General features: G+C 55.0%; 18 protein-coding genes and 1 riboswitch. Of the genes, 12 read left to right on the plus strand and 6 right to left on the minus strand.

What is annotated here, in order from left to right:
- The first annotated feature begins 31 nt into the window (after positions 1-31).
- From HMPREF2981_RS04530 to HMPREF2981_RS04570, 9 genes are all read left to right on the plus strand, one after another.
- Positions 32-796: a DUF6318 family protein gene (locus tag HMPREF2981_RS04530; protein ID WP_004006398.1), complete on the plus strand. Its 765-nt coding sequence runs from the start codon at positions 32-34 to the stop codon at positions 794-796.
- A gap of 53 nt (positions 797-849) precedes the next feature.
- Positions 850-1,491, plus strand: coding sequence for a DUF6318 family protein (locus HMPREF2981_RS04535; protein ID WP_246825292.1), 642 nt, complete (start codon positions 850-852; stop codon positions 1,489-1,491).
- A gap of 82 nt (positions 1,492-1,573) precedes the next feature.
- Positions 1,574-2,284: a DUF6318 family protein gene (locus HMPREF2981_RS04540; protein WP_070661109.1), complete on the plus strand. Its 711-nt coding sequence runs from the start codon at positions 1,574-1,576 to the stop codon at positions 2,282-2,284.
- A 124-nt stretch (positions 2,285-2,408) separates the two neighbouring features.
- Positions 2,409-3,197 carry a DUF6318 family protein gene (locus HMPREF2981_RS04545; protein WP_070661110.1) on the plus strand — a complete coding sequence of 263 codons (789 nt, stop codon included), beginning with the start codon at positions 2,409-2,411 and terminating at the stop codon, positions 3,195-3,197.
- 226 nt (positions 3,198-3,423) lie between these two features.
- Positions 3,424-4,191, plus strand: a complete 768-nt coding sequence (locus HMPREF2981_RS04550; RefSeq protein ID WP_070661113.1) for a DUF6318 family protein — start codon at positions 3,424-3,426, stop codon at positions 4,189-4,191.
- 230 nt (positions 4,192-4,421) lie between these two features.
- Positions 4,422-5,144 (plus strand): DUF6318 family protein, encoded by a 723-nt coding sequence (locus tag HMPREF2981_RS04555; protein WP_070661115.1) that lies wholly within the window; start codon positions 4,422-4,424, stop codon positions 5,142-5,144.
- A 242-nt stretch (positions 5,145-5,386) separates the two neighbouring features.
- Positions 5,387-6,079, plus strand: a complete 693-nt coding sequence (locus HMPREF2981_RS04560) for a DUF6318 family protein (protein ID WP_070661118.1) — start codon at positions 5,387-5,389, stop codon at positions 6,077-6,079.
- A 79-nt stretch (positions 6,080-6,158) separates the two neighbouring features.
- The gene (locus HMPREF2981_RS04565; RefSeq protein WP_070661121.1) at positions 6,159-6,857 is read left to right on the plus strand and encodes a DUF6318 family protein; all 699 of its coding nucleotides are present in this window, start codon (positions 6,159-6,161) and stop codon (positions 6,855-6,857) included.
- A 27-nt stretch (positions 6,858-6,884) separates the two neighbouring features.
- Positions 6,885-8,099, plus strand: coding sequence for an MFS transporter (locus HMPREF2981_RS04570; RefSeq protein WP_246825305.1), 1,215 nt, complete (start codon positions 6,885-6,887; stop codon positions 8,097-8,099).
- A 41-nt stretch (positions 8,100-8,140) separates the two neighbouring features.
- On the opposite strand, the gene HMPREF2981_RS04575 is transcribed toward HMPREF2981_RS04570, so the two are convergent.
- The 4 genes from HMPREF2981_RS04575 to HMPREF2981_RS04590 all read right to left on the minus strand — a co-directional run bounded on the left by HMPREF2981_RS04575 (position 8,141) and on the right by HMPREF2981_RS04590 (position 15,410).
- Positions 8,141-10,132 carry a M13 family metallopeptidase gene (locus HMPREF2981_RS04575; protein WP_070661128.1) on the minus strand — a complete coding sequence of 664 codons (1,992 nt, stop codon included), beginning with the start codon at positions 10,130-10,132 and terminating at the stop codon, positions 8,141-8,143.
- 197 nt (positions 10,133-10,329) lie between these two features.
- Positions 10,330-11,775, minus strand: coding sequence for an MFS transporter (locus HMPREF2981_RS04580; protein WP_070661131.1), 1,446 nt, complete (start codon positions 11,773-11,775; stop codon positions 10,330-10,332).
- Between the two features lie 358 nt (positions 11,776-12,133).
- Positions 12,134-14,455, minus strand: coding sequence for a 5-methyltetrahydropteroyltriglutamate--homocysteine S-methyltransferase (gene metE, locus HMPREF2981_RS04585; protein ID WP_070661137.1), 2,322 nt, complete (start codon positions 14,453-14,455; stop codon positions 12,134-12,136).
- Positions 14,456-14,498: 43 nt separating this feature from the next.
- Positions 14,499-15,410 carry a methylenetetrahydrofolate reductase gene (locus tag HMPREF2981_RS04590; RefSeq protein WP_070661140.1) on the minus strand — a complete coding sequence of 304 codons (912 nt, stop codon included), beginning with the start codon at positions 15,408-15,410 and terminating at the stop codon, positions 14,499-14,501.
- A gap of 77 nt (positions 15,411-15,487) precedes the next feature.
- Positions 15,488-15,596: riboswitch (SAM riboswitch) on the minus strand.
- A 313-nt stretch (positions 15,597-15,909) separates the two neighbouring features.
- Between HMPREF2981_RS04590 and HMPREF2981_RS04595 the strand changes: the two genes are divergently transcribed.
- Together HMPREF2981_RS04595 and HMPREF2981_RS04600 are read left to right on the plus strand one after the other, a co-directional pair.
- Entirely contained in the window at positions 15,910-16,911 is a 1,002-nt protein-coding gene (locus tag HMPREF2981_RS04595) for an aldo/keto reductase (protein WP_070661143.1), read from the plus strand.
- 120 nt (positions 16,912-17,031) lie between these two features.
- Complete coding sequence (locus tag HMPREF2981_RS04600; RefSeq protein WP_070661168.1) at positions 17,032-18,513, plus strand: sugar porter family MFS transporter; 1,482 nt, start codon at positions 17,032-17,034, stop codon at positions 18,511-18,513.
- A 113-nt stretch (positions 18,514-18,626) separates the two neighbouring features.
- Here the strand turns inward: HMPREF2981_RS04600 and HMPREF2981_RS04605 are convergent, their stop codons facing one another.
- Both HMPREF2981_RS04605 and HMPREF2981_RS04610 read right to left on the minus strand, forming a co-directional pair.
- A complete protein-coding gene (locus HMPREF2981_RS04605) occupies positions 18,627-18,752 on the minus strand; it encodes a hypothetical protein (protein WP_037233815.1) in 126 nt (41 codons plus the stop codon).
- A gap of 130 nt (positions 18,753-18,882) precedes the next feature.
- Complete coding sequence (locus HMPREF2981_RS04610; protein ID WP_048754640.1) at positions 18,883-19,047, minus strand: hypothetical protein; 165 nt, start codon at positions 19,045-19,047, stop codon at positions 18,883-18,885.
- A 330-nt stretch (positions 19,048-19,377) separates the two neighbouring features.
- Between HMPREF2981_RS04610 and HMPREF2981_RS04615 the strand changes: the two genes are divergently transcribed.
- The gene (locus tag HMPREF2981_RS04615; protein WP_070661146.1) at positions 19,378-20,574 is read left to right on the plus strand and encodes a cytochrome P450; all 1,197 of its coding nucleotides are present in this window, start codon (positions 19,378-19,380) and stop codon (positions 20,572-20,574) included.
- The last annotated feature ends 40 nt before the right edge of the window (positions 20,575-20,614 follow it).

A 20,614-nucleotide genomic window follows, 5' to 3' on the forward strand; every position in this document is an offset into this window, starting at 1 on the left:
TTGACGATTAAGACGCCGAAAGGAATGAAATATGTCAGAAAGATCCTATGATTTTTCGCGCCGAACCGCTCTTGCGGCAGCCGGTGCGGTGGGCTCGGCGATGGTGCTGAGCGCCTGCGCTCCGAAGGTGAGAGGAATCGCATCCGAGCAGCAGAGTGCGGGGGCAACCGCATCCAGCTCTAGTTCCAGCTCTCCATCTAGTTCCAGCTCTCCATCTAGTTCCAGTTCTTCATCTAGCTCCAGCAATTATGCAGGCGAGGTTCGCTTCACGAGTTTCGATACCTCCGCGGGCGCCTATGAGCCTGCCACGAAAGATCACCCGTCAAAGAATGTGCCTAAACCGACGAAACCCTCAGATATAAACGATAAGTCGGCGGCAGGATTTTATGCGGCGATTGGCTATACGACGGCAGCCATGCAGTACGCCATGGAAACACTGGACTTTAGCCTTGTGGCGGATGCGTTTCCACCAGAATACAAAGATGTCCTGGAATCTAAATTTAACCAGCTGAAACAACAAACCACGAGCAGTAAATCATGGTTTGGCGGCCCCAAATTTAAGGCGATTCTCAAGAGTCCGGAACCGACGATGAACGGTACGAGTGCCACCTGGGAGGGAACAATATCGTTTTCGCTGGGTACCTTTTACGGGCCGAGTGGAGTAAGCCGAGAGTCTGAGACAGAGACATCAGATACCCTCTACCGCGGAACCTATACGGAAGGGCGCTGGTGGGCTATCTACGGCAGCTCCTCGGGTTCGTCAGGATCTGGATCGTCTCAAGAATTTTCACTCTAGAAACACCACACAGATATTCGGGCTAAGAAGTCCGCACCATGAAAGGAAAAAGAATGTCCGCTCTACATGTCTCACGTCGCACCGCGTTTGGTTTGGCGGGTGCAGCCTCTGCGACCGTGGCGCTTGCTGCGTGCTCTAATGGAGATGGAAAAGATTACAGCGGAGAAGTGAAGTTTGACAGCTTCGAACGCTCTGGGAATTATGAACCAGCAACCAAAGACAAACCTGCCCAAAATGTGCCTAAACCCGTTAAACCTTCTCAGATGAATGAAAAATCTGCGGCAGGGTTCTATGCGGCGATCGGCTATCTCGCGGCTGCAATGCAGTACCTGTTGGAGGACCTAGAGCCCGAACCACTAATTGAAGTTCTGGGGGATTCACAAGGAAATTATGACCAGTTTAAACAGATGAAATCCTCCAACCTCGCATGGGTCGTTAATCCTAAAGTCGTGATCTCCTTGAAGACTCCTCAGCCTAAAGTCGATGGTGATACGTACACATGGGATGCAAAAGGCACCATTAAATATGATGGGATCGGGAGCAGTGTTGATGCTGCACAGCAGGCGGGTAAAGATCAAACAAGCGATATAACTATCAAGGGAACCTATAAGGACGGTCAGTGGCGTATGACAGACCCAGAGGCCACTTCAACATCCGGAAGCTCATCGAGCTCCGGGTCACTTTTCGGTTTCTAAATTTATTTAAGACCTGCTAGTTGCATCTGCATATGCGCCCAGGTTTCAGCATGAGCCTGAGCGCTGAAAGGAAACACATATCATGAACACACATGCGTATCGTCTCTCACGTCGCACCGCGTTTGGTTTGGCGGGTGCTGCCTCTGCGACCGTGGCGCTTGCTGCGTGCTCTGGAGGCGTTAACGGTGTCAGCTCTCAAAGCGAGCGCACCGACTTTAGCGGCGAGATCAAGTTCGATAACTTTGACACTTCTGCGGGAGAATACAAGCCCGCAACCAAGGATCACCCCGCCGAAAATGTGCCGAAGCCGAAGAAGCCGGATAACGCTAACGAAAAGTCAGCGGCAGGTTTTTACTCGTCTATCGGCTACCTTTTTGCATCCTTCCAGTACTTCTTCGAGTCTTTTGACCTCGAACCCCTGATGGAGGTTATGGTAGACAACACCGGACAGAAGGTGCCTGCGCCGCAATTTGAGCAGCTTAAGCAGATGGGCACCGGGGGAGTCGTGTGGTTTTATGACATGAAAATTACCAGTAGCCTCAAGACCCCGCAGCCGAAGATGGACGGCGACACCTATACCTGGGATGGAAGCGTTACCATAAAAATCGGCGGTATGGGTGGTCGTGGGGGCATGGGCCGGGAACTGAACAAGGAACAGAGTCAAGACGTTACGTTCAAGGGAACCTATAAGGACGGCAAATGGATGATTACGAACCCAAATCAGGATTCGGCCGCCTCCGGTAGTCCTAGCCCGTCAAGCTCCAGCAGCTCCGGTTCGCTGTTTGGCATCTAGCGAAATTTTACGGCGAGAGTATTCTTTTCTCGTTATCGTGATGGATAGCGGGTATATGCATATGCTGTACCTCCGATGATCGATACCACCCGAGTGTCAGGGCTTGGGTTCCGAAAGGACTAGCATGTCTTCATTGAATATCTCTCGCCGTTCCGCGCTTGGGCTCCTTGGCGCCGGTTCTGCGGCGGTGGCTCTTGCTGCCTGTTCCGGGGCAAATAATGCTGGCGGGTCAGGCTCCTCCGCATCCGGCGGCCAAGACCAAAAGGACTACAGCGGCGAGGTGAAATTCGACAACTACGACACCTCTGCGGGTAAGTACGAGCCCGGCACCAAGGAACAGCCCCCGAAGAACTTCCCCAAGCCCCTCAAACCAGAGCAGATGGGTGAGAAATCCGTCGCTGGTTTCTATGCGGCTATCGGGTACATGGTTGCGTCATGGCAGTACTTTAATAACGCCAATGATCCTGCCCCATTTATGGAAGTTGCTCTTGATCCTCAGGGGAATAAGCTCCCTGCCGATCAGGTTCAACAAGCTGTTGAAGAACGGAAAAAGCAAAAAACCTGGGCTGAGGACCATAAACTGACTGCCATTCTAGACTCCCCTCAACCCAAGACTGACGGTGACACCTATACTTGGAACGGAAAGATGAAGGCTACCAACGGCTCCTTTGTTGTGATAGGGGGTCAGGCTATAGATGTCCCTAAAGAGAAGATGACAGAAGAAGCGCCTGCGGTCTTCAAAGGAATCTATAAAGACGGTACCTGGTGGTTGTCCTATCCTCAGCAAAGCAGCGGAGGTTCTTCAGACGCTCAGGGTGGCTCCCAGAATCAGCAGCAGGGACAGAACCAGGAGCAAACCCCGCAGCAGCAGGCTCCGCAGGAAGGCGCATCCGGCAGCGGCGGGGCACAGTAGCAATACCGCGCAATCGTCTAGGAGAACCGAGTGTAGGTTCCTACTTAAAGAAAACCCGCAGGAAACACGGTGTTCTTGCGGGTTTTCCGCGCTCTTAGCTGAATCTTTGCTCAGGGAACACTTAAACCTCGCATGAATTTCTACATCATGTACACAATGGGAATACACCCAACCACAGTTTGCGCCTTGATGCACGGGTAAAAGGCGCTGAAAGGACACCATTTCGATGCCCTCCCACACCTCCCGTCGTTTTCCCCGCCGCTCCGCACTCGCGCTGTTGGGCATAGGCTCAGCGGGATTTATTGCCTCCTGCCTATCAAGAAACCAAGGATCTACCACAAACTCTGACGAAACCCGCACCGATTTTGCGGGTGAGGTTAAATTCGATACATATGATGAATCTGCAGGAGCCTTTAAACCTGCAACTCGTGATCACCCGGCTCAGAACGTGCCTGTGCCCATCAGACCCGAGCATATGAACGATAAATCTGTGCAGGGGCTTTACAATACGATCGCCTATATTTCCGCCGCCCTCCAATATATGAACACCACCGGCAACACCCGACTTTATGACGAAAGCGCCGCCGCAGAGCCGGGACATAGTGTCATGCGCGGCGAAAAAGACGAAAAAGCGTTCTCTTTAATGCGTGAAGGGCGCGTCTGGTTCGATAACCCCACAGCCACGGTAACCCTCAAAACCTCCGAACCGACTATCAAGGGTGATACCTACACCTGGGAAGGAAAGACCACCCTCGATTACGGAACCTTTCAGGTGGGCGAGAAAGAGACCGTAAACCTTTCTCTCGCGAAACGGTACGAAGTTGCCCAGACCACCTTCACCGCGGTGCATCGTGACGGCCGCTGGTGGTGTAAGGTGAGCGTTCCCGAAAAGATTGTGGGAGCACCCGAAAGAACCGACCTTTTCTCACATTTTAGGATGCGTGTAGAAGACCTAACCCCCACGCCTGTACCTACACCGGAGGCAAAGAAATAAAGGCGCTGAGGGTGTTCACAATTACGAATGCGCGTACACAGCAAATATTCAACTGAACGGCCTCAACCTGGGAATATGCAGAAATACCTGCGGCAATCCCAAGCATAAATCATGACACATGGCAGGATAGTTAGAGGTAACCCAACCACAAGGAGCGCTTAAGCTCTCTGCCCTAATACACGGATATCTTATTGTTATCCGGGCATAAGTAAGGCGCCGAAAGGAATACTATGAATATCCCAGCACATTATCTGACCCGCCGTTCCGCTCTTGGTGTGATCGGCGCCGGTTCTGCGGCGGCTGCTCTTGCCGCATGCTCAACCAGTAATTCTAATGGCGGCGGTTCTGATTCGTCGAAACGTGACGACTACAGCGGCGAGGTCAAGCTTGAGAAGTTTGATACTTCCGCCGGGAACTATGAGCCCGCAACCCGTGAGCATCCCGCAAAAAACGTTCCGAAACCTATTAAACCCGATAACCTGAATGATAAATCGGTGGAGGGCTTCTACCAGAATATTGCCTTTCTTGTTGCTGGTATGCAGTATATCTCTATGACTGCAGATGGCAGCGCTCTTAAGGAGAGCAATATTAAAAACAAAGAACAAGTCTCAACGCTTGAAGAACAGATGAAATCTTCTGGGGCACCAGATAAGTCTTGGTCTGAGGACTTCACTGTCAAAGCTTCTCTCGATACTCCGCAGCCCAAGATTGAGGGCGACAACTATACCTGGGAAGGAAAGTTATCGATAAATCTGGGCAGCTTTATGGTTCGAGATGGTCAGGCGATAGATATCCCTGAGAAATCGCGGCATCAGGAAATGCCATATACCTTTACGGGTACCTATAAAGATGGTACCTGGGAAATTGACCTGAAGCCCAAGACTTCCGCGTCTTCTGGTGCCAGCGGTGGCGCATCCACCGGTTCCGGCAGCGGCGGAGGATTCGGGTTCTAAACCTCTTTCAGGCTGAACCGCATCGGACGTAAATATGGGACAAGCTCGCAGAAACACGTGCGTTTCTGCGGGCTTGGTCTATATCTGCGGGGCTTGTTTGTGGTGGGAGTGTCATAATTACCTGTACTGCGGCTCTACTCCGGGATAATAGAGGATGCGCCCGTCACGGTAACATCTCTCCCCGAACGAAAATACCGGTAACGACGCCGTATTTTCCGTTTCCATGAGAAAGGTACCCGCCCATGACTTCCTCGTCCATATCCCGCAGATCCGCCCTCGGCGTGCTAGGCGCCGGTTCCGCGCTTGCCTTCGCCGGATGCGCCTCCCGCGTGCAGCCGCTCTCGGCGGACGCATCCGCGAGCTACCGTGCCGACTATTCGGGTGAGGTCACGTTCAACAGCTACGACACCTCCGCAGGAGAATACGTGCGCGCAACCCGTACCCAACGCGCGAAGAACGTGCCGAAACCGGTGAAAACCGCCATGATGACCGAGAAAAGTTCTGCCGGGCTCTACTCCCTATTTGGATTTCTTGGGGCAGCCTTCACCTACGGAATTATGACCAACGATTTCTCCCCCTTCAAAGAAATTACTTTTGTGGGAGGAATAAACGGAGCCGAAGCCTTTGAGGAAAGCAGCGTGAAAGAGCTTGAAAATATGTGGTTTGAAGACCCTAAAATGACGTTTACGCTCAAAGATCCGACTCCCACCCAGAACGGTGATGTCTACACATGGGCGGCAACGACCACATTCTCAACAGGTAATTTTGTAGTGTATGAGGGCACTGCGATAGACATTCCCAGCGAGGCAAAGAAAGACGTTCACGACGGAGAGTTTAAGGCACGATATAACAACGGACGCTGGTTGCTGATCGATATTCCCACCAATACCGACTTGTCTTCTAGCTTTGGCTCAGCGGGCAATCTGAGTGCCTAATTCCAGGGATAGTACTGGCCGGGAGTATCCGGGATAATAGTGTTACAACAATAGTCGCCATCGATGAAAGGTCTTTCTCATGACACAGTCGTTTGTATCCCGCAGAACCGCCCTCGGCGTGCTGGGCGCAGGTGCTGCGCTCGCTTTTGTTGGATGCGCATCCAACGTCGGCAGCGTGAAGCCGCTCCCGACGGATGCTACGGCAAGCTACCGCAGCGATTTTAGCGGCGAAGCGAAGATCGACGAATACGATACCTCGGCAGGGGAGTATCGTAAGGCGACCCGCACCGAACGCGCGAAGAACGTGCCGAAACCTATCAAGCCTAAGAACGCCGACGAAAACTCGGTGGCAGGGCTTTATTCCAGCATCGCGTTCTATACTGCGGCGACCCAGTACATGATGGAGAGCGGTGACGACAGCCTGATCGAGCAGACCGCGCTGAATGATACAGATAAAAGCTCCGTCAAGTCGTCCTCGTACCAGTTTTCAACGATCTGGTTTGAGGACCCTACGGTGACGGTCAACCTCACCACGCCGAAGCCCAAGGAATCCGGCGGGGAATACACCTGGCCTTCCCGATTCACCATAGGGTTGGGCAGCTTTATCGCCACCTCAGGAAGGGATGCTGATGTCCCCTCAAGCTCCCGCAGCACCACGATCGACGTGGATATAACAGGGAAGTATGAAAACGGGCACTGGGTTATTGGCGGGTTTGCCGCAGCCTTCCGCAGCCAGGTAGGTTCAGGCTCTAGCAGCAGTAGTGGATCGAGCATCTAGTCTTCTGTTCTGAGGTTATGGAACGTGATGAGGTGCAGTAAAGCGTACTATCTCATCCCGGCGACGGCGCTTTCACGCATAGGCACCGTCGCCTACACCATTGTGGTGACCTGGTATATCAGCCAGCACGCCGGTCAGCAGATGGTTGGGGTGATGAATGCGTGTAGCGGTGCGGGCATATTCCTCGCCAGCATTCTTGGATTTGTTGTTATTGACAGGTTTAAGAAAAAATCCCTGCTGATTTTCTACGATATTTTTAATAGCCTCTGCTGCCTGTGCGCTCTTATTCTTTTATCTTCAGCACGCGGAGAATTTATCGTTTATATACTGATTATTCTTTCGGCTCTCATGTCTTTAGCCGCGACTGCGTACAGCCCCACAAGCCGCGCTATTATTCCTGAGATTCTTGGACATCGAGAATTTGAAAAATACAATAGCACCTATTCGATGGTGGGAGAACTATCCCGTGCTGTGAGCCCCCTCGTGGGAACCATGATTCTCATGCAGAATTTTGCGAATGCCCTAGAGCTTTCAATCATTGTCAATCTGGTGTCATTTATTCTGTCTTTGGTGCTCACTTTTATGGTGCCCGCTTGGTCTGTCGTTACCCGACACTCGGAGGGCTCCGAAGTATTCCAAAAAACGCATATACTTCACGATTTAAGGTTTGGACTAGTATATATAGCCTCTAGTGCATATTTTAGACGTGAACTTGTCTTCGCCGCTCTCCTCAATATGTGGGGTGCCTCAACCCTTTTCCTGCTTCTAGGGCGAATTGCTTACTTGGGGTTAGGGCAAGAAGTTTACGGTCTTGGTATGTTTATGGGAACTATGGGAGCCGTGGCTGCATCTTTTATTCTCAACCGCATGCCTGCGCTGAGGCGGTGGGCGCATCCGCACATATTACTGCTGGTTATCGGTGGCGCGTATATATTGGCACTTATACCCGGAATTGTCAGCGTTATTACTGCACAAAGTATAGTGAGTGGAATTATTGTTATCTATACTATTGGTCTTTTCTCAGATTTGCAGAAGAAGAGCGATGCTGGGCATATTGGAAAAGTAATGTCTGTCTTTAGTTTAGCGGCAGCGCTTTTTACATCGCTGGGAAATTTACTCTTCTCACATCTAAGTGCGCGGGTAGATGCCGGAACATATGCGTTCGTATGTGCCGCATCCTTAGCCTTCACAGCTACGGTGCTTTGGGCGATGCGGCGCTTCTTAACTCCCACGAGCAGATAGCAAATCGCTATCTGCTCGCGCTATTGGGAGCTGGCAGGCGGTTACCAGATACGCACGCGATCCTCAGGCGCTAGGTACAGTTTGCTGCCCTCAGGAACATCGAACGCATCATAAAACTCGTCGATATTGCGCACCACGCCGTTCACCCGGAACTCGTCGGGGGAGTGCGGATCCACCGAAATCATCATCTCCGCATGCTGCGGGCGCGACTTAGTGCGCCATCCCTGTGCAGTGGACCAGAAAAGGCGCTGCGCAGCCGTCATACCATCAATAACCGGCGCATCCTCCAGTGAGGTGATGCCCTGCTCGGCAAGCGCAATCTCATAGGCCCTCAACGCAATCGACAGACCCGAAAGGTCGCCGATATTCTCGCCCAGAGTCAGTTCGCCGTTCACCCGGAACTTCTGCGGGTCAAGGTTCGCCGGGGTGTAGGCGTTATACTGCTGCACCAGCGCGCTCGTGCGCTTGGTAAACTCGGCGAAATCCTCCTCAGTCCACCAGTTATTCAGCGCGCCGTCGCCGTCATAAAGCGCACCCTTATCGTCAAACCCGTGGCCGATCTCGTGACCGATCACCATGCCGATGCCGCCGTAGTTTGCTGCGTCGTCGGCCTCAGGGTCGAAGAAGGGCGGGCGCAGAATAGCCGCGGGGAACACAATCTCGTTAGCGGGCGGCATATAGTAGGCGTTCACAGTCTGCGGAGACATCAGCCACTCGTTCTTATCCACCGGATCGCCCGCGCGATCGATCATGAAATCGCTGTTAAAGGCGGCGGTGCGGCGCAGGTTCTCGAACAAGTCACCGGGTACCAGAGTCAGCTTCGAGTAGTCGCGCCACTCATCCGGGTAGCCGATTTTCGTGACAAACTTCGAGAGCTTTTCCAGCGCCTTCTCGCGGGTGGCTTCGGTCATCCAATCCAGGTTTGTGATGGAGCGGCGGTATGCTTCCAGCAGGTTATTGACCAGCTTGAGCATTTTCTCCTTGTGTTCCGGCGGGAAATGCACCGCCACATATTCCTTGCCGAGCTCCTGATCGAGCGCGTTCTCCACAGCCGCAACGCCGCGTTTCCAACGTTCGCGCAGCTCTTCGGTGCCCGAGAGGGTGCGACCGTAGAAATTGAAGTTTTCCTGTACGAACGCATCCGGCAGGTAGGGTGCGCGGGAACGAATAGCGCACCACAGAGCCCAGAGTTTCCAGGTCATCAGCGGGGTGGACTGCCACATGTTCGCCACGCCCTCCAGGAAAGACGGCTGAGAAACAATGACCGTGCCCAGCTCTTTGGGGTCTGCCCCCAGCGCAAGAAGCCACTGCTGGAGCGGGAAACCGGGGAACTTCTCGTCAAGTTCGGTGGCTTTGACGGGGTTGTATTTCGCCTCTGCATCACGGTTTTTCACGACATCCCAGTGATGCGCGGCGATCTCGGTCTCGTGCGAGAAAATGAGCTGTGCCGCCTCCATAGGGGTTAGGGTGAAGCTCTCGGTAAGACCGGTCAGCTCGAACATGGTGGCAATATGCTCGATATAAGCGGCGCATACCTGTTCGTACTTCTCTTCGCGATAGTAAGCCTCGTCGGGCAGGCCCAACCCGGCCTGGGTGAGGTAAAAGACGTAGTGCTCGGGGTCTTTCTGGTCGATGCTGGTGTACCACCCGAGAAGCTGCGCCAGCCCAGCCCGTGAGAGGAGCGCTAGAGTGACGGCGAGCTGCTCGCTTGTGGCGGCGTTGAGAATAGGGGCAACCTCGCGCATAAGCGGTTCTAACCCGTCGGACTCAATCTTTTCGGTATCCATGAAAGAGTTGTAGAGCGCGCCGATGCGGGATTCAGGCTGTTCCTTGGCGATACGCTCAACAATCTCACGCACATGCCTTTCGGCATCATCGCGCAGAGTGTACAGCCCGCCGTCTTTGGAACGGTCGGCGGGAATTTCATAGGTATCGAGCCAGCGGCCGTTCACGTGGCGGAAGAAATCATCGCCCGGTTTAACCGCATTATCGACCCATTCGGTCGTAATTCCAGAGTTCTTTGCATTATCCATGACCCCATTCTAGGGGCTTTATGGCGCGAGAACCTTGAAGATAACACCTCTTCGGCATATTCCCTCAGGGGCGTAATTCGGTGAACGCTGGCATCCTTTGTCCTTAAAAGGTAACCGCGAGCAGGTAGGATTTTGCCGATAAGGTAGGAAAATCCTACCTGCTCGTATCAAAAACCACCTGCTCGCGGAAGCTGAAACTACGCCTGTGCGTTTTTTGCAGCGAGTTTCTTATCCCTCTCAGCCATCATGCGTTTCTCGGCCCCATTAACAAGCCAGAGGAACACAATAGCCAGTCCCGAGCACACGATCATGAAGATGAAGGCGGTGCTCCAGCCCCAGTGATCCACAATGATGCCGATACCGGTAGAAGCCAACGTAGCACCCAGGGCATACCCGAAAAGACCGGTAAATCCTGCGGCGGTACCCGCGACATGTGAAGGCGACAGGTCAATAGCCTGCAAACCAATCAGCATTACCGGCCCATAAATCAGACCGCCAATCAGGGCCAACGCAATATAGGCGACAATGAGCGGAGCATCGGCTGGAGGCAGCCAATACAGCAAAATAGCGCCTACGGTAGCAATCAAGAAGAGAATACCCGCGGGTGAGCGACGCCCCTTAAAGACATAGTCAGAGACGAAACCGCAGAGAATAGTGCCGCCAATACCGGCAAGTTCCAGGATTGAGAACCCGGCGATACCGCCCTCAAGGGAGGCGTGGCGCACATCGTGCAGATATTTAGGAGCCCACACCAGCACACCGTAGCGCAGCGTGTACACAAAGACATTAGCAAGAGCCAGATACACCATGGTCGAATTAGTCAGCACATGCTTACGAATAGTCGTCCATGTTGATTCAGAACGGTCTTCGTCTGTGGACTCAACCTTGTGGGGATCGTTGCGGTACACGTCAATAGTGGGCAGACCCTCAGCCTCTGGATTATCGCGAATCAGCAGCCACGCCACAAAAGCAAGCACAAAGCTAATCACGGCGGGGAACCAAAAAGCAACCTGCCAGGTTTTACCGAAGAGCGTGAAACCCCAGGCAACCAAAAGACCCGAAAGCGCGCCACCAACGTTATGTGCGGTATTCCAGAGAGAAACTTTAGACCCGCGCTCGCTCGTTGAGAACCAGTTCACGAGCACGCGGCCTGAGGGCGGCCACCCCATACCCTGGAAGATACCGTTGAAGACCATAATGGCGGCCATGGTGGATGCGATTGCGGCCCCGTATCCTGCAGCTGCCGCACCGGATCCCATGTACCCGGCGATAGCGAGCAGAACGTTTGCAATACCAGAAAGTACTAATCCTATGGGGAGGAATAACCGCGCATTAGAGCGGTCAGAAATCATAGCGGTAAAGAATTTGCTGAAACCGTAGGCTAAAAGCAACGCCGTAGAAAGCGCACCAATAGCCGCATTACTAAAACCGAGCTCATGAGTCAGAATCGGTGTAACAAGCGGAACGTTATTGCGAATCAGATAAAACGTTGCGTACCCGATAAAAATACCCATAAAAACCTGAAAACGTAGGCGTGGGTACTTCGATGCGACCTCTGCTGTGTTCAGTTGAGGTTTTGCTGTCGGGATAGCAAGCCAGCGGGGTACAGAACCCTTCTTCTTTGGAGAATCTGTAGTAGTCATGCTCGCATTTTAGGAATAGATACCTATAGAAATAGTAATTTTAAGAGCATATGTACAGGTTACTTAAACTAGAAGTGAACATATGTTCAGAATGATTATTCTGTGAATAACAATTTTAGGCTGTCAAAACAGTAAATTTTTTATTTATGTGAGATAGGACTATGTCTTAGGGAACATAAATGTCTATGTTGGATGCGCATGCCCTCTATATAACCGCGAGCAGGTAGGATTTTGCCGATAAGGTAGGAAAATCCTACCTGCTCGTATCAAAAACCACCTGCTCGCGGAATTATTGTGATTGTTTAAGCCTGTAATTAAGGCACTTTATAGGGGTAGGGGAGAGGCTCCGCGCCAGAGACTACAGGCTCGCCCGAACCTTCTTCGCTGCGGCCACCACGTTCTTGAGCGTCCTCTTTGTCTCCTCGTAGTCGCGGGTCTTCAAACCGCAATCCGGGTTAACCCACAGGTCAGAGATGGTTCCGTACCCAATCGCGGCACGGATCAGCTCCTCAACCTCGGCCTGCGAAGGCACCCGCGGCGAGTGAATATCCCACACGCCCGGACCCAGCCCCGAAACATAGCTTTCGGGAATATCCGCCAGCAGCTCCATATGCGAGCGCGCCGCCTCAATACTGGTCACATCCGCATTCAGGGCATTAATCGAATCAATAATCTCGTTGAACTCCGAGTAGCACAGGTGGGTGTGAACTTGAGTTTTATCCTCGACCGCGCTCGTCGCCAGGCGGAACGCATTCACCGACCACTTCAGGTACGCGGGCTGCTCATCACGGCGCAGCGGCAGAAGCTCACGCAGTGCCGGTTCATCCACCTGAATAATGCGGATGCCCGCCTCTTCCAAATCGGCGATTTCGTCGGCGAGCGCCAATGCAACCTGATTCGCGGTTTCCTCGCGCGGCTGGTCATCACGCACGAACGACCAAGCCAGAATAGTCACCGGGCCGGTCAGCATGCCCTTAACAGGACGATCGGTGAGGGATTGGGCGTAGGAAATCCAGGGCACGGTCACGGCCTCGCCGCGCAGCCCTTCACCTGAGCGTTTCACATCGCCGAACAGCACCGATGGGCGGGTGCAGCGTGAACCGTAGGACTGCACCCAGCCGTGCTTCGTCGTGGCGAAACCATCGAAGTTTTCGGCGAAGTACTGCACCATGTCGTTACGTTCGGCCTCGCCGTGCACGAGCACATCCAGGCCCAAATCTTCCTGGAGTTTAATAACTGAGGTGATCTCTTCACGCAGGAACTCGTCAAGCTGCTGCTGCGTGATTTTACCGGCACGTGCCTCTGCACGGTGGCGGCGAATATCGCCGGTCTGTGGGAATGAACCAATGGTCGTGGTCGGCAGCTTCGGCAGATTCAGATCGGCTTGGGCATCCCGGCGGATCTTCAGTTCGGGACGCTCAAAATCCTGCGGTTTCACGGATGCGGCACGCTCACGGATTGCCGCATTATGCTTACGCGGATCCGCTGTGAAACGTGCTAGCGCTTCGTCGGCGGTCTTCAACTCTGCCTCAACCGCAGACTCACCGTCGGCAAGACCGCGGGCAAGAGTCACGATCTCGGCGACTTTCTGGTCGGCAAAAGCCAGACCGTCTACGGGCACATCGGCGGGGTCTTCAAGGTCAAGATCGTGCGGCACATGCTGCAGCGAGGTTGAGGACGCGACCGCCACCGCACCGCCGTTAATGTTCTGGAGTGCGTGCAGGAGCGCTCGCAAGTCGGCGCGCCAAATATTGCGCCCGTTAATGGCACCTGCCACCAGGGTTATGCCGGAGTCTTTGAAGGCGGTCAGCGCCTCGGCATCGTAGAGCGTGGAAACCAGATCGAGATGCAGCGCCTCAATACCGGTGTCTAACAGTGCGGGCAGGTTCTCGCGCAGGTTGCCGTAGGGGCTTGTCACCAGGATTGCGGGGCGGTTCGTTTCGGCTGCCAACGCGGTGTAAGTTTTACGCGTCAATTCGGCGATTTTGGCGTTGGGAATGTCGCGGTCCACGGTCAGGCCGGGCTCGTCGAGCTGCACCCACTGCACGCCGCGTGCCGCCAGTTCGGCGAGCACCTGCTGGTAGGCTTTCACGAAATCGTCCAGGCGATCCAGCGGTGTGAACCCTTCGGGCGAACCCTGTTCGGCTTTTGCCCCGAGAAGCAGGGTGAGCGGGCCGACCAGCTGCGGGCGCACCGTCACCCCGTGCTCCTTGGCGACTTCAAGCTGCTCGTCAATAGCCTCAAGATTCAGCTTGATCTCGGTATCCGGACCGATCTCGGGCACCAGGTAGTGGTAGTTCGTATCGAACCATTTCGTCATCTCCAGCGGAGGCAGCGTCTCGGTGCCGCGTGCTAGAGCAAAGTACCCGGGCAGATCGAGCAGGCCGCGCGCATCCTTGGCGTCGGCAAGACGCTTGGGCACGAGGGTGAAAAGGCGCACGGCATCGAGCACCTGATCGTAGTACGAGAAAGTCGCCGGGATAGACGAATCGGTGGCGCTAAGACCGCGCTCGATCACACGGTCATAGTAGGTGCGCTGCACATCTGCGGCCGCCTGGAGCAGTTCATCCTGCGTGATTTTGCCTTTCCAGAACGCTTCCTGTGCCTTCTTCAGCTCGCGGAAGCGGCCCACGCGGGGGTAACCGACGATGGTTGCTGCGGGGAATGGGGTGTGGGTCATCCTAGTTCCTTACTGTGGGAGGGTGTCAAATAAAAAGGGGAGTTTAGAGGTATTGAAGATCGCTTAGGGGGAGTTTGAAACGGTTCGAGTAGCGCGGAACGTCGAGTTCTTCGAGGACGTCCAGCACAGCCTCATGCTCGTTAAATGTGAAGAAATGCAGGCCGGGGGCGCCAGCATCAAGCACCTTGCGACATTGGTCGAGTGCATGTTCCACGCCGATGCGGTGCAGCTCGCGCGAATCGCTCGCGGTTTCCAGGCGATGCGCCAGCTCGCGCGGTACTTCAAGCCCGGCAAGCTCGCACAGCTTCGTCAGCCGAGCCAGCGAGGTAACGGGCATAATACCGGGAATAATGGGCATCTCCACCCCGGCAAGGCGCGCAGCATCCACCAGCCCCGAATAGCGCTCGGTCTCAAAGAAAACCTGGGTGATGGCGAAATCCGCCCCGGCACGCTGCTTTGAAAGCAGAATCTCAATGTCTTGAAGAAGCGAGGACGATTCGGGGTGCTTATGCGGGTACGCCGCAACCCCAATCGACACTTTCCCCGCGGCAAGATGCGCGAAATCCTCACGCTCCACCCTGCGAATCAGCTCCACCAGGTAGCGGGCAAAAGGCAGCTCAAGCGAGCGCGTGTTTTCGGGTGGAATATCGCCGCGCAGCGCCAGAAACCCGCGTACTCCAAGCCCCAGAATCAGACGAACCGAGCGTTCCAAATCGGCCACGGAATGCCCCACGCAGATTAGATGCGCCAGCGGATTCAGCGAGGTTTCATGTACAAGGTGATCGAGCAGAGCCAGCGTCTTTTGGCGGCGCTGCGCATCGCCCGAATAGGTAACGGAAACGTAATCTGGGTTGGTTTGCTCAAGCTCGGCAATGGTTTTGAGCAGGGAATCGCAGCTTGCGTGCGACCGTGGCGGATACAGCTCGTAAGAAAGAGCCGGGTGAACTGTCGTCATTTTCATTCCTCCGTGTTCACCCGATAGAAGCGTGCCCGAAGGTACGCCGAATCTTAGCAAGACGCGAAGGGAATTCACTTCTATCGGTTCTGGCGGGAGCACCTTGTCCGTCCACCCAATGGGTAGAGGCTGGCGAGGTTGCTGCGACGTCTAAGAGCCAGATCTCTCGGTCGCTCTGGATAGATAACGTTCCCATTTTAGGCAGGATGCGCGGTGTCAGCAAGAATATGTCGGCACATGTCGTCGAGCGGTCATAACCGCTTAATATTGTGGGATGCGGCGAAACAATACGTCATACGGGTTCGCGGCGGTTCGGATCGGCGAATTGAACCCTCCACCTGATTTGGTCGTAAGTTTAGCCGCGAGCAGATAATATGTCGACGAACAGATAGCGGAATGTTATCTGCTCGTCACAAAACTATCTGCTCGCGGGAGAATCGCAGAGCGCCGCGAACGTCATGTTGCGACCACGTCCTGTCAAACACGGTAGAGTAAATGTATGGAACGCATCGAATCTCCCGCATATGCACGCCTGGGTAACTCCGGGCTGGTCGTGCCCTCTGTCGGTATCGGCTGCAACAACCTGGGACGCCCCGGCACCCCCACTCAAACTCAGGAAGGCACCAACGCCGTGATCGCCGCCGCAGTCGAGGCGGGCATCGGCTTCTTCGATATTGCCGACCTATACGGCGCCGAACCCGGGCTGTCAGAAACCATGTTCGGTACCGCGATGCGCGAACTCAATCTCAACCGCGATGACCTGATCATCGTCACCAAATTTGGGCTTCCCACCGGCACCCTCAACGGCAACGACTGGGATGCGCGCGGCTCACGCCGATACATTATGCGTGCCGTCGAAGGTTCACTGCGCCGTCTGGGAACCGAGTACATTGACCTGTATTTCTACCACAGCCCCGACCCGAACACCCCGCTGGAAGAGACCCTGTCTGCGCTCGACACGCTCGTGACCAGCGGAAAGGTGCGTTACCTGGGGCACTCCAACTTTGCGGGGTGGCAGCTTGCCCACGCCGAGCACCTCGCCCGCGAACTCGGCACTGAGCGGTTTATCGCCGCCGAAAACCACTACAACCTGCTGGATCGCCGCGCCGAACTCGAAATTCTGCCCGCCGCCCGCCACTTCGGGCTCGGGGTTCTCCCGTATTTCCCGCTCGCTAACGGGCTTTTGACCGGAAAATACCGCCGCGACAGCATCCCGGCAGGGTCACGCCTGTCGCACTCCAAAGCGCAGGTACTCGCGCAAGCCGATTGGGAACAACTCGATGCCTACCACGAATTTTGTGCCGATCTGGGGATCTCTGAGGTTCAAGCATCCATCTCTTGGCTCAAACAGCAGGCTCCCGTTGCCAGCGTGATCGCCGGGGCAACCACCCCCGACCAGGTACGCGCAAACGCGCAGGCCGCAAGTGTGCGGTTCAACGACGACGAACTGGCGCGGCTCAACGAGATTTTCCCAGCGCCCGAAAGCATCGCGCTTTTCTGACACTTCTCCTTCGCCACTGCAAATATAGCCAAATGGGAATATAACTAATCGGGAATATACCCAAGCCAGCAAGTGTTTAAAGACTGTGCGGTATCTCAACCTGTGCCGTACAAGACCCTCATGAAAGACAAAAATACCCGCATGAGCATTACCACCGAGCCGCCGAATCGCGCCAGTGCACTACCCCCGCTCGGGCAGGGCACACACACACGCCGCCTAGGCGTTATCGCGCTGGTGGCAACCTTCGGCGGGCTCCTCTTCGGGTACGACACCGGCGTTATCAACGGTGCCCTCGACCCCATGAGCCGCGAACTCGGCATGGACAACACCATTCAAGGCTGGGTCACAGGCTCCCTCGCCTTCGCCGCCGCCCTCGGAGCCATGGTCACCGGGCGCATCTCAGATGCCATCGGGCGACGCAAAACCATCATCGGACTCTCAATCCTCTTCATCGCGGGCGCGCTCGCATGCGTCTTCACCCCCAGCATTGCTGTACTGTTGATGGGCCGCACGATGCTCGGGCTCGCCGTGGGAGGCGCATCCGCGGTCGTTCCTGTATTCCTCGCCGAACTTGCACCCTACGAAATTCGCGGCTCACTCTCCGGGCGTAACGAACTCATGGTCGTCGGCGGGCAGCTCGCCGCATTCATCGTGAATGCCATCATCGGCAACCTCTGGGGCGAACACGACAGTGTGTGGCGGTGGATGTTCGCCGTCTGTGCCCTGCCTGCGCTCGCGCTTTTCATCGGTATGCTGCGCATGCCCGAATCCCCACGCTGGCTTATCGCCCAGGGGCGCACCGAGGATGCGCGCACCATTATGCGGCACATCCGCCCCGCCGAACGTGCTGACGCCGAAATTGCAGACATTGCGCGTTCACTTGAGGAAACGCACACCCAAATCGGCGCGGGGACTAGGGGCAGCATGGGTAAAATCCTGCGTGAAAAATGGTTTGTGCGGATTCTGCTGGTCGGTATTTTGGTGGGTGCCGGGCAGCAACTCACAGGTATAAACTCGATCATGTACTACGGCATTAAGGTGCTCAAAGAGGCCGGGTTTGACGAGGGTTCGGCGCTCGTTGCGAATATCGCGCCGGGCGCTATCGCCGTGGTCGGCTCAATCTTTTCGCTGCGTATGATGGAGCGCGTGAACCGCCGCACGATGGTGATCGCTGGGTATTCGCTGACCGCGTTTTTCCACCTGCTGATCGGGGTAGCGTCTATGCTCCTGCCGGAGGGCAGCCCCGCGCGTCCCTATATTATTCTGGTGCTTGTGGTCGGGTTCGTGGGGTCGATGCAGACCTGCCTGAACGTTTCGACGTGGGTGCTGATGAGCGAGCTGTTCCCGCTTCGGGTGCGGGCGGTCGGAATGGGCCTTTCCGCATTTTGCGGCTGGATGATGAACGGTCTGCTTTCCCTCGTATTCCCGGTCATTCTGGGTGCGCTGGGACTGACCGGCTCATTCTTCGGGTTCATGGTGGTGAACGTGCTGATCGCCGTGCTCATGTGGCGTAACCTGCCCGAGACCCGCGGCAAAACCCTGGAAGACGTGGAGGCGGGCGTTATCTCGGGCGCCGCCTATCCGTTTGCGGCTACTCGGTAGACGGCATTCCTTAGCTCGCGAGCAGGTAGGATTTTGCCGAACAGGTAGGATTTTCCGACCTGCTCGTACCGAAAACCACCTGCTCACGGAAGAATAAGACTGCTGGATGCGGTTTACGGATTCTGTTGTAGAAAGTCTTCAAGAGAGATACGATAACCATCATCTTCGGCACGGGCTTTACGCAGAGCCTCAATATCAAGTAGCTCTTCGTATTCTTCTACGGGGTCTAGACCAGTCATATGTCCTACTCAAGGTGATGTTATTGATAGAGAATGCTTGTGTTAGTCTTAACATATCTTCGCAAAGTTACCTGCGTACAGTGGAAGACTCAGCAGCGGCAACTACTGAGCTTTCCTAGTAGGTAGAGCACTACTTCAGAAGCTTAATGAGGCTTGAAGCAAAGCTCATGATGTACGAGACGGCCTGAGCAGCTCCATCGGTAAGGGCAAAACTTACCAAGAGCGCTTGGGCCGTTTCTACGTAGTCGTAGAAAGACATCGTATCCCACCGCCTTTCCGCCCCGGGAATCTCCACAGGATATTCTTCGCAAAGTGGCTGTGGGATTACCCTGCAGAAAGGCACTTCTAACTTTACTGTACGCATATGTTAAATTCTGCAAACGTGCGTTATATGACCGTCTTACGGGAGTAAACCGGCGATAGCTCTAGGCTTTACAGACCCACCTAGCAAAGGCACCCCTATCCTGCGGGGGCGCGGGTTAAGTGATAGTGTCAAATATGTTATAACTATCCTTCGGTTGTGGTGCCGTCGCGCGATATTCCCGTTGCCGACTCCACGGATAGCGCACGGTCGCGCATACTTGACGGCACCCGCATACCTGTGACTTTTAGAAGGCAGAAAGTCGTGGCAGACAACGTAAAAAATGATTGGGATTTGCGCAGCGAGAAGGTTCAGAAGAACCAGGTGGCCGCTTATGACGAGATGCGCCGCCGCTGCCCTGTAGCGCACGACGAGTTCATGGGCTACTCCGTGTTCAAGAACGCCGATGTGCAGCATGTGCTCGACCATCCCGAAATTTACTCGAATGTCGTCTCGACTAGGCACATTGCCGTGCCAAACGGTATGGATGCGCCCGAACACACAACGTTCCGCGCCGTGAACGACAAATACTTCACCCCCGAGCGCCTGAAGGAGTTCGAGCCGAAAATCCGTGAGGTCGTCAAGAACCTGGTGGCTGATCTGCCGCGCGGCACCGAGGTTAATGTGATGGATGGGTTCGCGCAGGCTTACGCGATGCGCATCCAGAACGCGTTCATGGGCTGGCCCGCGAGCCTTGAGAAGCCGCTGATCGAGTGGATTGAGAAGAACCGCGAGGCTACGCTGCGCCGCGACCGTGAGCAGATCGGCAAGGTCGCCCTTGAGTTTGACACCTATATTCGTGAGCTTCTGGATGCGCGCCGCGACCAGGCCGCCGCCGGTAACCCGCAGGATGTGACCGCCGAGCTGCTGACCGACACCGTGCAGCTGCCCGGTCAGGAGCCGCGTACCATGACTGATGAAGAGATTGTGAGCCTGATTCGTAACTGGACGGTGGGGGAGCTTTCGACCGTTTCAGCGTGCGCCGGGATTATTGTGAACTTTTTGGCTCGCAATCCGCAGGAGCAAGCGCGGCTGCGTGAGTCACTGGGGGAGGGGTATGCGGAAATCGCCGCCGCAGTTGAGGAGATTATGCGTCTTGAAGACCCGCTGGTGACGAACCGCCGCGTGACTACCGAGGATACCGTGCTGGGTGGGCGTACTATTCCGGCTAATTCGCGGGTGACGATTAACTGGTCGAGTGCCAACCGTGACGAGGACGCGTTCGAGGATGCGCTCGCCTATAACCCGCATCGTGACCAGTCCCGCAACCTGGTGTATGGCGATGGTATTCACGTGTGCCCGGGTGCCCCGCTGGCCCGCTTGGAGCTGCGCCTGCTCATGGAGGAGCTACTGAAGGCAACCAAGAGTATTGTTCCTGGTGACGAGTCGGATGCACCCGCCACCGAGAACGCGACCTACCCGATCTCAGGCTACTCGATGGTTAGGGTGGTGTTGGGGTAGAAAAATATAAAGGTTAGTCCGAGACCATATTTTATGGTCT

It is taken from the genome of Rothia sp. HMSC069C01 (genome assembly GCF_001814655.1).
Taxonomy (GTDB): Bacteria; Actinomycetota; Actinomycetes; order Actinomycetales; family Micrococcaceae; genus Rothia; species Rothia dentocariosa.